The 13,507-nt window shown below is 41.6% G+C and carries 13 protein-coding genes; 7 read left to right on the top strand and 6 right to left on the bottom strand.

Features of this window, described 5'->3' with window-relative positions; genetic code table 11:
• Positions 1-370 precede the first annotated feature (370 nt).
• Positions 371-1,450: a PDDEXK nuclease domain-containing protein gene (locus V7K50_RS25900; RefSeq protein WP_334965139.1), complete on the top strand. Its 1,080-nt coding sequence runs from the start codon at positions 371-373 to the stop codon at positions 1,448-1,450.
• 16 nt (positions 1,451-1,466) lie between these two features.
• Here the strand turns inward: V7K50_RS25900 and V7K50_RS25895 are convergent, their stop codons facing one another.
• Together V7K50_RS25895 and V7K50_RS25890 are read right to left on the bottom strand one after the other, a co-directional pair.
• Positions 1,467-2,168, bottom strand: a complete 702-nt coding sequence (locus tag V7K50_RS25895) for a prolyl oligopeptidase family serine peptidase (RefSeq protein WP_334965137.1) — start codon at positions 2,166-2,168, stop codon at positions 1,467-1,469.
• A 303-nt stretch (positions 2,169-2,471) separates the two neighbouring features.
• On the bottom strand, positions 2,472-2,801 hold the full coding sequence (locus tag V7K50_RS25890; RefSeq protein WP_334965135.1) for a hypothetical protein: 330 nt from the start codon (positions 2,799-2,801) through the stop codon (positions 2,472-2,474).
• 295 nt (positions 2,802-3,096) lie between these two features.
• Between V7K50_RS25890 and V7K50_RS25885 the strand changes: the two genes are divergently transcribed.
• The 3 genes from V7K50_RS25885 to V7K50_RS25875 all read left to right on the top strand — a co-directional run bounded on the left by V7K50_RS25885 (position 3,097) and on the right by V7K50_RS25875 (position 6,003).
• The gene (locus V7K50_RS25885) at positions 3,097-3,663 is read left to right on the top strand and encodes a Rieske 2Fe-2S domain-containing protein (RefSeq protein WP_334965133.1); all 567 of its coding nucleotides are present in this window, start codon (positions 3,097-3,099) and stop codon (positions 3,661-3,663) included.
• A 137-nt stretch (positions 3,664-3,800) separates the two neighbouring features.
• The gene (locus tag V7K50_RS25880) at positions 3,801-4,586 is read left to right on the top strand and encodes an HAD family hydrolase (RefSeq protein WP_334965131.1); all 786 of its coding nucleotides are present in this window, start codon (positions 3,801-3,803) and stop codon (positions 4,584-4,586) included.
• A 238-nt stretch (positions 4,587-4,824) separates the two neighbouring features.
• Positions 4,825-6,003 (top strand): DNA double-strand break repair nuclease NurA, encoded by a 1,179-nt coding sequence (locus V7K50_RS25875; protein ID WP_334965129.1) that lies wholly within the window; start codon positions 4,825-4,827, stop codon positions 6,001-6,003.
• A 76-nt stretch (positions 6,004-6,079) separates the two neighbouring features.
• On the opposite strand, the gene V7K50_RS25870 is transcribed toward V7K50_RS25875, so the two are convergent.
• The gene (locus V7K50_RS25870; RefSeq protein WP_334965127.1) at positions 6,080-8,254 is read right to left on the bottom strand and encodes a DEAD/DEAH box helicase; all 2,175 of its coding nucleotides are present in this window, start codon (positions 8,252-8,254) and stop codon (positions 6,080-6,082) included.
• Between the two features lie 157 nt (positions 8,255-8,411).
• On the opposite strand from V7K50_RS25870, the gene argB reads away from it, so the two are divergent.
• Positions 8,412-9,308, top strand: a complete 897-nt coding sequence (argB, locus tag V7K50_RS25865) for an acetylglutamate kinase (RefSeq protein ID WP_334965125.1) — start codon at positions 8,412-8,414, stop codon at positions 9,306-9,308.
• A 40-nt stretch (positions 9,309-9,348) separates the two neighbouring features.
• Here argB and V7K50_RS25860 read toward each other — a convergent pair whose 3' ends face one another.
• Entirely contained in the window at positions 9,349-9,687 is a 339-nt protein-coding gene (locus V7K50_RS25860) for a hypothetical protein (protein WP_334965123.1), read from the bottom strand.
• 179 nt (positions 9,688-9,866) lie between these two features.
• Between V7K50_RS25860 and V7K50_RS25855 the strand changes: the two genes are divergently transcribed.
• Positions 9,867-10,409: a hypothetical protein gene (locus tag V7K50_RS25855; protein ID WP_334965121.1), complete on the top strand. Its 543-nt coding sequence runs from the start codon at positions 9,867-9,869 to the stop codon at positions 10,407-10,409.
• 713 nt (positions 10,410-11,122) lie between these two features.
• On the opposite strand, the gene V7K50_RS25850 is transcribed toward V7K50_RS25855, so the two are convergent.
• On the bottom strand, positions 11,123-11,314 hold the full coding sequence (locus V7K50_RS25850; RefSeq protein ID WP_069071057.1) for a hypothetical protein: 192 nt from the start codon (positions 11,312-11,314) through the stop codon (positions 11,123-11,125).
• A 99-nt stretch (positions 11,315-11,413) separates the two neighbouring features.
• Complete coding sequence (gene hisF, locus V7K50_RS25845) at positions 11,414-12,187, bottom strand: imidazole glycerol phosphate synthase subunit HisF (protein WP_334965119.1); 774 nt, start codon at positions 12,185-12,187, stop codon at positions 11,414-11,416.
• Positions 12,188-12,405: 218 nt separating this feature from the next.
• Between hisF and ruvB the strand changes: the two genes are divergently transcribed.
• Positions 12,406-13,506: a Holliday junction branch migration DNA helicase RuvB gene (gene ruvB, locus V7K50_RS25840; protein ID WP_334803913.1), complete on the top strand. Its 1,101-nt coding sequence runs from the start codon at positions 12,406-12,408 to the stop codon at positions 13,504-13,506.
• The last annotated feature ends 1 nt before the right edge of the window (position 13,507 follow it).

Raw genomic sequence — 13,507 nt, 5'->3', positions numbered from 1 at the left:
TTAGTTTGCTTATCGTTACATCAATTTTTGCAATTATCTATATCATTTTGCAATCTTTCTTAGTTTTTATTAGTAAATAAGATGCGTTTGCCCTGATCGCGCACCCTCCCCTTACTAACTATGATGTACACACAAGTTTTGGAGAGTTGCCCCACAGCCTTTTATCCCCCCAACCCCCCTTAAAAAAGGGGGGCAAAAACTTCTCAAAGTCCCCCTTTTTAAGGGGGATTTAGGGGGATCTCCAACGGTTTTGATTTTGTACAAAGATGTGTGTACACCGTAGCTTGCTAAGGGGGGATGGCATTACGCGGGAGGTGAATTTTCTGACAAATCATTTAGGATTGCTATAGAACTAGGTTAATTCTTTTTTATGTCTAGAGACGATAAATCCGAAGCTTTACGAAGGGGCGCATCTGAGATTATCGGTTATGAAGACTTTTTAACTGAACTAAAAACACGAATTTCTAACGTTCAATTATGGGCGGTAGTTGCAGTCAATAAAGAATTAGTATTACTTTACTGGCAAATTGGGCGAGATATTCTGAATCGCCAACAGCAGCAGGGTTGGGGTGCAAAAGTTATTAATCGTCTGGCGGCTGACTTGCAGAAAGCTTTTCCAGAGATGAAAGGCTTTTCGCTTCGCAACCTCAAGTATATGCGGGCATTTGCCGAAGCTTATCCAGACGATCAATTAGTGCAACAACCTGTTGCACTAATTCCCTGGGGTCATAATGCCCGTATATTGGATACCATTAAAGACCAAACAGAACGCTTATGGTACGTACAACAGACTATCGAGTATGGGTGGAGTCGGAATGTTTTAGTTCACCAGATTGAAAGTAAGTTGTATCACCGTCAGGGTAAAGCAACCACCAACTTTAACCGCACTCTGCCTCAAGCCCAATCAGAATTAGCACAGCAATTGTTGAAAGATCCTTACACTTTTGATTTTCTCAATTTAGGGAAAGATTTTCTAGAACGGGATTTAGAACGGGCTTTAATTAACCACATCCGCGATTTTTTAATAGAGTTAGGAGTGGGTTTTGCTTTTGTAGGTAGTCAATATCATCTTGAAGTTGGTGGTGAAGATTTTTATATTGATTTATTGTTTTACCACTTGCGTTTACGTTGCTATATAGTAATTGATCTAAAAATTGAAGAGTTCAAGCCAGAGTATTCGGGTAAGATGAATTTCTATGTTAGTGCGGTGGATAATTTATTGAGACACCCAGATGATCAGCCGACGATTGGGATGATTTTATGCAAGAGCAAAAATAAGGTAATTGCCGAATATTCTCTGCGAGATATACATAAGCCCATTGGTGTTTCGGTGTATCAGCTAAAAGATATTTTACCGGAGGCTTTGCAAGGTAATTTACCAACGATTGAGCAGTTAGAAGCTGAATTGCAAACTATGTCTATTGACATAGAAACACCAGATAAGTTGTAAATGTCATTCGCCAAATTTAACCTACAGCCTGCTGCCGTCGATGCTGTAAAAACCATTGATACAACTCTGGATTATTATATGTCTGCGTCCATGAGTCGTGCTCGGCTTCTGGGTAAACTGTAAATTTTACATTGTTGTTGTGGGCTTTGAGTGCAGAAACCATTATTTGCGACTCGCTTAAAGGAACTACACGATCCTTTCCTCCGTGAAATGCCCACACGGGAAGATTTTTTAACTGATGTGCTACTTCTGGATTACCACCACCACAAATGGGTGCGATCGCTGCAAATCTTTGGGGCTGTGCTGCTGCTAAATGCCATGTTCCGTAACCACCCATGCTTAAGCCAGTCAGGTAAACCCGATCTGGATCAACCGGATAGGATGAGATAACCTGATCTAGAAGGTAGTTCAATCGCTCTACATTCCAATCTGCACCGCGCGGACATTGGGGAGAAATGACAATAAAGGGAAAATCCGGTTGCTTCTCTACAATCTTAGCAACGCCGTGCTTTTTCACGTTATCTAAGTTAGAACCTCGCTCACCCGAACCGTGTAAACATAGGATTGTTGGTAAAAGTGGCTGTTGTGTTTTGTTGCGTAGGCGTAGCCCGTCGTAGACATCGCTTCTAGTAGGACTTAACCCATCGGGCAAGAATAGCAGGTAGTTGTAGCTGTCCTTAGAAGTAACTTGCTGTTGTGTTGACGGTATATTATTCATAACTATTGTTAATAATAGCTAATATTAATTAGTATCTATGCTCCCATGACGATCGCCACTTGATATACAACCTTGCCAAAGGGATTATGTCAGATCAACTCTGCAAAATATCATAGGCTAAAAAACATCTAATTTGCATAACTGAATTAAAAATAAGTCTTGTGAGATAGGCAACATGAGCGCCATAATTATGCAACTTTAAATACCGATTAGCTTATTACAGCTATTTGCAGGTAAATAGACAATGCGGTAGGGGCAATTGATGAATTGCCCCTACCGAGTGTAGTTTTGCTTAAAGAAGTATTACCAAATTCGATTTCCATTTTCGTCAACTCGTGCTTGCCGAATTACATCGGAAATCTCTTCAGCATCTTTGACGTGGTGGAGTGCCTTCTTTTCACCATTGGGTTCATCTACAACAAAGTAAGTTGGGACTGTGATTCTGTCGCCTGTAATATCTGGTACGTCATCAAGAGCTCTCTGTTTAGCCTTCTCTTCAACTGATTGAGGCTCATCAGCAATTCTATCTCCTGGATTTGCAGTTAAGTTTCTTTCTTTCACATTTGGCTCGTCACGAGAATCCCGATCTTCGCTGACTGGTTGATGAATTTGATTTTCTTGATTATTACTCATGGCTGTTTCCGGTATTAAAAAATGTGACTTGACTAAAAACAGCTTAAAAAATCAAAGGCATAAAGAGTTCTTTCTCTAGAGAGAGTTTGAGAATAGATTTTCTGAGAAACATATCTGGAGTTATATTTTAGCTCCGAGGTTTATAAATGACCTCTTACTCTAGAAATAAATAATAATAAACAAAAGCAAACTTTATGAAAATTAATCCCCAATTACAAAATCGACCTCAACCACTTTCTTTAATGCGATCGCGCCGTAGTATATTAGTAGACCTCTGTCGCTAAATCTAATCATCATGGAACATTCTTCTACAAATGGCAAAACTCCAGCGAGGATAAAAACGCGTCGGGATTTCTTAACCTATATGCTAGGTACTACAGTTGCATCAGTAGCGATGGGATATCTATTTCCCAAAGTCAGCCAAAGTCGTGAGATAGACCTAGAAACCCTTTGCTCACTTTATCCAAAGAATTCACGCTGTCAAAATTATCTTCCAGGATCAGTAGCACTGGCTAAAGACGACAAAGAAATTGACGCTAATACACTATTAGCAACCGCAAAGCCGGGAATTCCAATTCTGGTAAAAGGCTTACCAGACCATAGCGTTGATTATCTGATTATTCAAGACGGGCCAAAGATTGCAGAATACGCGATCAATCCAATCTGCACCCATTTAGGATGTACAGTTGAATGGGATCTTGAGAAGAATCACTTTATTTGTCCTTGTCATGGATCTCAATACGATTCTCAAGGGCGAGTCGTTCATGGGCCAGCTAACCGTTCCTTACCACTAATCACGGTAGTAGTCAAGCAAAACCAAATTCGTTTAGTCGATCGCAAACCTGCCGTAGATCCTCGTTAACCTACCAGGATCAAATCAAATTTAACAATACCACCATACTTTTTCAGCAATTTATAAATCATGAAATACTAACAAAAATTACCCCATGATTTAAATTTGTCGGATAAGCTGACAACAGCAGTTTAATTCTCAAAACCATGACCGCAAGTAGCCCCAAAATTTTAGCCCTGGACTTTGATGGAGTAATTTGCGACGGATTAATTGAATATTTTGAGGTAGCATGGCGTACCTACTGTGAAATTTGGTCTCCTACAAACGATACACCACCAGATGATTTAGCTTTGAGATTCTATCGCCTACGCCCTGTAATTGAAACTGGCTGGGAAATGCCAGTTTTAATCAAAGCCTTGGTAAATGGAATTCCTGATCAAAAGATTCTTCATGAATGGGGAAGTATCACGCCACAACTGTTGTTAGATGACAAGTTACAAGCAAAAGAAATTGGCGCGAAACTAGATAATCAGCGAGATGAGTGGATTACCAAAGATTTATCTGGTTGGCTGAATCTGCATAGATTTTATCCGGGTGTAGTAGAAAAAATAAAATTAACTCTTGATAGTGGAGTTAAGCTATATATTGTGACAACTAAAGAAGGGCGTTTTGTCCAGCAGTTGTTGCAACAAGAAGGGGTGAATTTACCACCAGCATCAATCTTTGGGAAAGAAGTGAAGCTTCCTAAATATGAAATTTTGCGAGAATTAATCAAGTCAGCAGTAGACAAGTCAGTTAGTCTCTGGTTTGTAGAAGATAGACTCAAGGCATTACAGTTAGTCCAACAACAAGGAGACCTTGAGGATGTGAAACTTTTTCTTGCAGACTGGGGCTATAATACCCAACCAGAAAGGGAAACTGCCCAAAATGACCCGCGAATTCAGTTGTTATCACTTTCTCAGTTTGCCAAAGATTTCTCAGCTTGGCTTTAATATATTAAACATCTGATGAAAAACAATGCAGAGACGTAGCATTGCTACGTCTCTACAATAGATTTCTTGCATAAATCAAAAAAAAGAACCCCACCCCGCCTTTAACTTACGTCAAAGTCTCCCCTCCCGAAGAGCGGGGAGGGGTGTTAGGGGACTTTTGTAAGAGGTCTAATATTTCTGAATAATAAGAAATTAGGAAAACTCCTAAATCCTAAATCCTAAATCCTAAGTCAGTTTTATGCTTGATCTCACAAAACTAGCGCGACAAATGCAGGGTTTAAGTCAGCATCTTACCTTAGAAGCTGCTGCCAGTCGTCAGCGTTTAGAATTGGCACAACAACATCTCAAAAATGCTTACGAATGTCAACAAGATTTAATCGATCGCCAGGAAAAATGGCGCGATCGCATTTCCTTTGCTAATGCTACCCCGATTGAACCCCTAGAAACCTGCATTGATATCCCAGTTCCGCCAAAAATTCATACTGTCATTGCTACCGATGGTTCCCAAATTGCCCCCAACCATCACGAAATTGCTTATTGTTATCTCTTAAATATCGGCAGAGTCATCTTACACTACGGACAAAATCGCCATCCGTTACTCGATAGTTTGCCAGAAGTATTTTACCGCCCAGAAGATTTATATATGTCTCGGCAGTGGGGAATTAGAACTGAGGAATGGATGAGTTTTCGCCGCACTGCTTCAGAAACAACGGTGTTAGCAGAACTTGCGTGTGGTGCAGTTCAAGGGGGAACACCAGCCCTAGCGATGGTAGATGGTTCGCTAATTTATTGGTTTTTAGAACAATTGCCGATGGATGCACGCGATCGCATTTTACCCCCGATCCTCGAAGCTTGGCAGCAGATGCGTGATGCTCAAATTCCGTTGATGGGCTATCTTAGCGCCTCTCGCAGCATCGAAACAATGAACTTTTTACGGTTGTTAGCTTGTCCCCATCCAGCGCCAGACTGTAAAAGTCATTGCCCAAATCAGCTAGAAAAAGTACCTTGTAAAATTTTTGAACAATTGCGAGATACTTCTGTTTGGGCTACCCGACTCAAACCAGGACAACGCAGCACCCTTTGGCGCAGTAATTCCCCCATTCTCGAACTCTACGGCGATCAAACCATTTACTTTTGCTACGTCCACGTTGGTACTGAAATCGCCCGAATTGAAGTTCCGGCATGGGTTGCCGAGAATGCAACCATGTTAGACCAAGCACTGGGACTGATGTTAGCACAAGTGCAAAAAGGATATGGCTACCCTGTAGCGATCGCTGAGGCGCATAATCAAGCAGTAGTAAAAGGTGGCGATCGAGCGCGTTTCTTTGCCCTTCTCGAACAACAAATGATTAAAGCTGGTTTGAAAAATGTGGGAACTTCCTACAAAGAAGCCAGAAAGCGCGGGAGTATTGCTTAAATCAGAGTCTGAAACGAGACGCTGCGCGAAGCGTCTCGTAGGGAAGGGGTACGGGGGATGCAAAGATACGGAGAGCTTATTCTTTCCAGAGTGCCACTTGCTGTTTAACTTCCCTCATATCCAAATAATCGTGAGCAAAAGCTTTCCGTAAAAGTGGATGAGGAATAAATTCATCATATTTTTGAATTTCTGGTGCTTCTGAAGTACTAATTAAATGTTCTGGGGTAATTCTTTGTTCACACAAGGAAGCGATTTCAGTATAAAGATGTTTAAATTTATCCTTGCCTAATTTAATTGTTAAATAATAGGGGTTTACTCCGCCAATACTGGTAATTTCCAACGATTCCCGACAATAGCAGTTGAGCAATCTTTCTAAGGTGCGATAAGCAACTGTACCCATCCAAGGAAAAATGCAGCATTTACCTTTTTCCAATTGCACAATATTCTGCTTATCTAATCCAACCTGCTGCGCCAAATGGCGAACTTGACGTAAACGTTGCAAAGCATTTTTTTGCAAATAACTATACTCGATATTTTCAAATAAAACTTGCTGCATTCGTTGCAAAACTTTGCTATGAATAATACCACCACCACCACGCCAATAAATACTAGCTTTACCCTCAGCTTGTTTCACAAAAATAGCCTTCTTTTTAAAGTCTACTTCTACAACTTCCCAAGTTCTCCCAGCTAAAGCAAATTGATTACCAACAGGAAGTGGCGTGACAATACTGCCAATTTCGGTTGCACCTTGCTTAACAATATATTCTTGTTGTTCAGCAAAGACAGCATAAAACTGAAATTTTCTCACCACCTTTTCTCCTGCCAAACCCAGGATTAATTTACCTTGTTCAGTATGCTGAATATGACCAATATCAATTAAATAACGCAGCAATAGTTGTAAATCTTCTTTGGAAATCGCGGCAAAGGGCGGTAGACTAAAAATCTGTTTCCCTAGGGTATTAGCGGAAATTTCTCCTGCTGCTGTTAAAATACTCATTGTCTGGTGATAAAGCAAACTCAAAGGATATTTAATTGGTCTGATTGGTTCAATCCATTGTTCCTCTAAATAAAGTTGAATGATCGCGATACACTGCAAAAGTTGCCAAGGGATTTGCTCTGGTAGAGAAGCTTCTGGTAATGGCTTATCTTCAGCGCATACAAAGCGCATATCAGCAGCTTCCCCTCTTCTACCGCTACGTCCCAAGCGCTGTAAAAAGCTAGCTACAGATAAGGGTGATTCTAACTGAATAACTCGCTCTAAATGACCAATATCTATACCTAATTCTAAAGTCAGAGTGGCGGCGGTAACAGCTGGATTGTTGGGTTCACGCATGGCATTTTCAGCAGTTTGCCGCAAGCTAGCAGATATACTTCCATGATGTACATGATATATATCTGGTAGTCCTTGTTCTGTAGCAATTTGTCGCAAAGATGCAATTACAGATTCGGTACGGGTGCGATTATTAGCAAATATCAGGCATTTGCGAGACTTGCTGAGGTTGAAAATATATTGTTCATCAGCTTTCACCTCTGATTCATCTACTTCATCAGTAATATAAAAATGTTCTACAGCTAGTTTTATTTGCCGTTTTATGCCGTCGATTTTGGGTGTAATCACTGGCTTATCTGTTCCTGAGCGCAACCAATCTTCAGCTAGTGAGTAATCACCAAGAGTTGCCGATAAACCAATACGGCGCGGTTGTGTTTGTGTCAATTTTGCTAAACGTTGTAATTGGCAAATAATTTGACAACCACGTTCTGAACCCATAAAGGCGTGAATTTCATCAATGATTACAAACCTTAAATCACCAAATAAGCGAAGTAGGTCATTATTTTTGTTAATTAACAAACTTTCGAGAGATTCTGGGGTAATTTGGAGAATGCCTTGAGGATTCTTTAAAAGTTTATTTTTCCGACTTTGAGAAACATCACCGTGCCAGTGCCAAACTGGAATATTTGCTTGTTTTAGTAAGTCGTTGAGACGCTCAAATTGATCATTAATTAAAGCTTTGATTGGACTAATATATAATACGCCGATGGTGGCGGCAGGATTGCTATGTAATAGAGTCAAAACTGGCAGAAAGGCTGCTTCTGTTTTACCAGCAGCAGTTGCAGCAGTAACTAGCAAGTGAGCATCAGTGTCAAATATAACTTGACAAGCGGCAATTTGAACTGGCCGTAATTCAGTCCACTGGTGATGGTAAATATATTCTTGGATGAAGGGTGCGAGTCGGTTAAAAGCATCGCTCATATTTTTTATGCTAATTACAGTAGATTCCAGGTAACTGAACCAAACAGCTATGGCTGATCAGTACAAACATACTCGACTTTGGCAGCAGAGATTGTGAGGAGTTACAAAGTCTTCTACACTGACTGCATAGGTTTTAACTCTCTCTGTTAGGCTCCTCATGACGGACAACGATTCTGAATACATCAGGCAAACTGAAGCCACTCGTGTACGTGTACTAAGCGAAGCACTACCTTATATTCAACAATTCGCCGGTCGCACTGTTGTTGTCAAATATGGTGGCGCAGCCATGAAAGATAGCACACTCAAAGACAAAGTGATCCGCGACATTGTATTCTTATCGTGCGTGGGCTTGCGGCCAATTGTTGTCCACGGCGGTGGCCCAGAAATTAACAGTTGGTTAGATAAGCTGGGCATCGAACCACAATTTAAAAATGGTCTGCGAGTCACTGATGCCGCCACAATGGATGTGGTGGAAATGGTTTTAGTTGGTCGAGTTAACAAAGAAATTGTCGCGCTAATTAACCAAGCTGGTGGATTGGCTGTAGGACTTTGCGGTAAAGATGGTAATCTATTTACAGCCCGTCCCCAAGGTCAAGAAGGCATCGGTTTTGTGGGGGAAGTCAGCAATGTCAATATCAAGATTTTGGATACCCTCGCTAGCAATGGTTATATTCCGGTAGTGTCTAGCGTCGCCGCAGATGAGACTGGGCAAGCTTATAATATTAACGCCGATACTGTAGCTGGAGAAATCGCTGCTGCACTAGGAGCAGAAAAGTTAATTTTACTGACCGATACCAGTGGAATTTTAAAAGATTACAAAGACCCATCTACTTTGATTCCAAAAGTAGATATCCGCGAAGCCCGCGAGTTGATTGCCAATGGTATCGTTAGCGGTGGGATGATTCCCAAAGTTAGTTGTTGTGTGCGATCGCTTGCTCAAGGAGTCCGTGCAGCACACATCATTGATGGTCGCATTCCTCACGCCCTATTACTAGAAATCTTTACTGACGTTGGGATTGGAACAATGATTCTCGGTTCGCAGTTTACGTCGTAAGTGTTAGGAGTTAGGAGTTATCTGCTCCCTACTCCTCACTTTACTGGGGATAGGTGATGAAAACACGCGATCGCCCCCCACTAAATGGTGTACGATGCCAGGAATTATTGATAATCACCGGATTAACTCGGCTTGAGTCTCGAATTACTGGATTAATCGGCGGGGAGTTTCTCACGTTCTGCCTTAGCTGGGGATAGGAATAATCGGGGTAATTAGTGCGTTGTGGCATTAATCCCGTTGCTGGCTCTACAGGTATAGGTGTGGGAATCGGACTACCAGGCGATCGCTGGGCGGAAGTTGGAGCAATACTTACCCCCATAACAGCTAAAGTCATGCCGGCTAGAAGCCAATTCAGTTGCCAATGCTTGATTTTTAACATATTTTGTTCACCTGCATTTGATACCGGAATTTTTGATCAGAAAATAGTCGCTGCTACTTAGTTAAAATTTTAGAAGTTTATCCACTTTCAGATTGCCAGCTTTTGAAAAGATTCCAAAAAGATTGCTGGCATTGGCAAAATTAAACAAAATTAAAATAGTGCTGATTTTTTTATAAGACGTGAGTGCAGAAAGTTTAGACATTGCTAAAACCCGCTACCAGGCTGGAAAAGTTGCCTTTGAAAATGGGCAATACCGCGAAGCCGTAGAAAATTTAGAAAAGGCCAGCGCCCTATTAGCTCGTAATTCTCGCCTTGGGGGAGAAGTAGAAATTCATCTAGTGACAGCTTATGAAGCGGCTGAACGCACTGATGATGCGATCGCTCTTTGCGAAAGACTCAAACGCCATCCCCATTTTGAAACCAGCAAACAAGCCAGGCAGATGCTTTATATCTTAAAAGCACCAAAGCTGATTAGACCCAGCGAATGGATGACTCAAATCCCCGATTTGGGCGCACTTCCCGATAATGAACTCAAAATTTCTGTAGCTGCTAAACCGACTAAATCTTCTGTGCAGCAGAAGCCTAAACCTACAGAGCCAGAATTTGTTGATCTCAGTCAGGTCAATACCAAAGATAATCGCTTTATCTGGGTGGCACTAATTGCCATTGGTTTAACCATCTCGTACTTGGTTTGGTTGAGTTTTTCAGGAACCCCTAGCTGATAAGCTGTCGCGCATTTAATTTGCACAACTAGGGCGCTCATGTTGCCCACCCCACAAGAGATTTATTTTTTGGAGGATGCAAATTAAAAGATTTTTAGCTTATAAAAAACTCCATCCCCTTGTGGGTGGAGTTTTTAGTCATTACTCATTACTTAGAGCTTGCTGAAAAAGAAAGAAAAGTTCACAGTATACAGATTATCTGACCAAAGAAGTATATTCAGGTGCAAGAGTTGAGGGTAAAATGGCTCAAAATCCTTGCATAACCGCGACCAGCAGTACTTTTATGTCTATTTTTCAAAAATAGACCTTTTTCCCAGTCTAACATAATTTAAAATTATCTTCTGGCTAGCTATAGATAACATAAAACTATCTCTGTTCCTGCTTGAATAACTGGTCAACCCTTGAAATTGCTTTTTTATGACTTTTTCAGCAAGCCCTACTTATTACTCATTACTCATTACTCATTACTCATTACTCATTACTCATTACTCATTACTCATTACTCATTACTCATTAGTACCAATGAACGGGAGGATATTTCCTGCTGTGTTCCTTCCTACCCTTCTAGTACGTCGGTCACTCAGCATTAACGTGGGCTACCAACTGCGTTATAACCCCTTAGAATCGATTATATACTCGCTTAATTATTAGTACTTTGTGAAGCTTTTTCTGGAAACTAAATTTTAAATATCTCCTCCAGCACGAAGCACTCTCTATGACACTTGCAACAAATAGGTCATACAGTGCCCCATCAAAAAGTAAACTACCAGCATGGCAGCAGCAGCCAAAGCAACCAATGTACCAGCTAACATGAGAGAAAATTCTTTACTCTCATAGGCTCTTTCCATTAAGTGCAGCGACCACGCTACCAAAGCTACATCAAAAAGTAAAATAGGAAGCAACATATTTCTTAATATTTGTTAATACTTGTAAAATAATATTAACACCCTTTTAAGGAAGTGTGTCTAACCTCAGATGGATGTCATAACATGGAAAATGCTGGATCAAAACAGTGTTCTTACTGGCACATTGCGATCGCGCAAATAATTTTTGATTTCCGCTACGCTTAACTGCCCGTAATGTAATAGGGATGCCAGTAATGCTGCTTCCGCTTTGCCTTCAGTTAGGGCAGTGTAGATATGTTCACAATTACCTGCACCACCAGAAGCAATGACGGGAATTTCTACAGCGTCAGCAATTGCCCGTGTGATCTCGATGTCATACCCGGCTTGGGTTCCATCAGCATCCATACTTGTTACTAGTAGTTCTCCGGCCCCACGTTTTTCAACTTCTTGTGCCCAAACTAGGGCATCTAAGCCTGTATTTTCCCTGCCACCCCGCACATACACATCCCAACCTGGATTTTCTGGATTATTTCTGCGTCGGGTATCAATAGCAACAACTATGCACTGATTACCAAAGCGATCGCTTGCCCGATTAATCAAGTCTGGTTCCCGCACTGCCGCAGAATTAATACTAACCTTATCTGCACCGGCTCGTAACAAAGCTTTAACATTTTCTAAGGATTGAATGCCACCACCCACAGTCAATGGAATAAAGACCTGTTCAGCAGTTCGGTAGACCACATCTAAAATAGTAGCTCGGTCTTCATGAGTAGCTGTAATATCCAGAAACACTAACTCATCAGCACCAGCTTCGTTATAAACCTTGGCCAGTTCTACCGGATCGCCTGCATCTTTGAGATTGACAAAGTTAACTCCTTTTACAACCCGTCCCGCCTTCACATCTAAGCACGGTAAGATTCTTTTAGATAACATAATAACTTTTGTACTTCTGGATAATTGACCGGAATTTAAATTTTAAATTGGAGCGGGTATTCTCAACCGAAAATTTTCACGGATATTGGGTATTGGGCATTGGGCATTGGTTATTCTTTCTCCCCCTGCTCCTCCTGCTCCCCTGCCTCGCCCAGTCCCAAGTCTCAGTTCCAAGTCTCCAGTCTCCAGTCCCAAGTCCCTTAAAAGATAGCTGAATTATGGCGATAATCTCCTCGAAAAAACAGCCTCCAGAACCCAACGGAGAATCAAAGCAGCTTCGAGAGTCGGTGAAAGCACCATCCACAGAAAATATTTTGAAGCCGGAAGCTGCTATTGATGAACAAGAACAGCAGGAAGAGGGTATTCGGCCAAAGCGATTTGCTGATTACATTGGGCAAAAAGATTTAAAGGATGTACTAGATATTGCCATCAAAGCAGCCAAGTCTCGTGGTGAGGTGTTGGATCACCTACTGTTGTACGGGCCGCCGGGATTGGGCAAAACCACAATGGCAATGATTTTAGCATCGGAAATGGGGGTAAATTACAAAATTACTAGTGCGCCAGCGTTAGAACGTCCACGAGATATTGTTGGGCTACTGGTGAACCTCAAGCCAGGGGATATTTTATTTGTGGATGAAATTCATCGCCTCTCGCGGATGACGGAGGAAATTCTCTATCCGGCTATGGAAGATTATCGCTTAGATATTACTATTGGCAAGGGTTCTAGCGCTCGCATCAGAAGCTTGCCGTTGTCAAAGTTTACCTTAGTGGGAGCTACAACCCGGGTAGGTGCTTTAACTTCACCACTGCGCGATCGCTTCGGTTTAATTCAAAAACTCCGATTTTACGAAGTTGACGAACTGACTAAAATTGTACTGCGAACCGCTCAATTACTCAAAACCCCTGTTACAGAAGATGGTGCCGCAGAAATTGCCCGTCGTTCACGGGGAACGCCGCGGATTGCTAATAGGTTACTCAAGCGAGTACGTGATTATGCGGAAGTAAAAATATCTGGGGAGATTAATGAAAGCATTGCATCTGAGGCATTGCAACTATTCCAAGTAGATCCCTGCGGTTTAGATTGGACAGATCGCCAGATGCTAAGTGTGATAATTGAACAATTTAACGGCGGGCCAGTAGGGTTAGAAACAATGGCAGCAACAACGGGTGAAGATACTCAAACAATTGAAGAGGTGTATGAACCTTACCTCATGCAGATTGGGTATTTAACTCGGACTCATCGCGGGAGGATGGCGACAAAGGCAGCATATAAGCATTTGGGATTCACGCCGCCTAATGAACAGTTGTCATTATTGTAAT

It is taken from the genome of Nostoc sp. (assembly GCF_036917135.1).
Taxonomy (GTDB): domain Bacteria; phylum Cyanobacteriota; class Cyanobacteriia; order Cyanobacteriales; family Nostocaceae; genus Nostoc.
Note: the sequence above shows the minus strand (reverse complement) of the source record. Positions and strands in the feature narration are given on the sequence as shown.

What these genes read in the sequence shown, in the direction of transcription:
- V7K50_RS25850 (WP_069071057.1), bottom strand. Translation starts at nt 11,314, where the DNA reads ATGTTGCTTCCTATTTTACTTTTTGATGTAGCTTTGGTAGCGTGGTCG.
- V7K50_RS25890 (WP_334965135.1), bottom strand. Translation starts at nt 2,801, where the DNA reads ATGAGTAATAATCAAGAAAATCAAATTCATCAACCAGTCAGCGAAGAT.
- hisF (WP_334965119.1), bottom strand. Translation starts at nt 12,187, where the DNA reads ATGTTATCTAAAAGAATCTTACCGTGCTTAGATGTGAAGGCGGGACGG.
- V7K50_RS25880 (WP_334965131.1), top strand. Translation starts at nt 3,801, where the DNA reads ATGACCGCAAGTAGCCCCAAAATTTTAGCCCTGGACTTTGATGGAGTA.
- ruvB (WP_334803913.1), top strand. Translation starts at nt 12,406, where the DNA reads ATGGCGATAATCTCCTCGAAAAAACAGCCTCCAGAACCCAACGGAGAA.
- argB (WP_334965125.1), top strand. Translation starts at nt 8,412, where the DNA reads ATGACGGACAACGATTCTGAATACATCAGGCAAACTGAAGCCACTCGT.
- V7K50_RS25860 (WP_334965123.1), bottom strand. Translation starts at nt 9,687, where the DNA reads ATGTTAAAAATCAAGCATTGGCAACTGAATTGGCTTCTAGCCGGCATG.
- V7K50_RS25895 (WP_334965137.1), bottom strand. Translation starts at nt 2,168, where the DNA reads ATGAATAATATACCGTCAACACAACAGCAAGTTACTTCTAAGGACAGC.
- V7K50_RS25900 (WP_334965139.1), top strand. Translation starts at nt 371, where the DNA reads ATGTCTAGAGACGATAAATCCGAAGCTTTACGAAGGGGCGCATCTGAG.
- V7K50_RS25885 (WP_334965133.1), top strand. Translation starts at nt 3,097, where the DNA reads ATGGAACATTCTTCTACAAATGGCAAAACTCCAGCGAGGATAAAAACG.
- V7K50_RS25875 (WP_334965129.1), top strand. Translation starts at nt 4,825, where the DNA reads ATGCTTGATCTCACAAAACTAGCGCGACAAATGCAGGGTTTAAGTCAG.
- V7K50_RS25870 (WP_334965127.1), bottom strand. Translation starts at nt 8,254, where the DNA reads ATGAGCGATGCTTTTAACCGACTCGCACCCTTCATCCAAGAATATATT.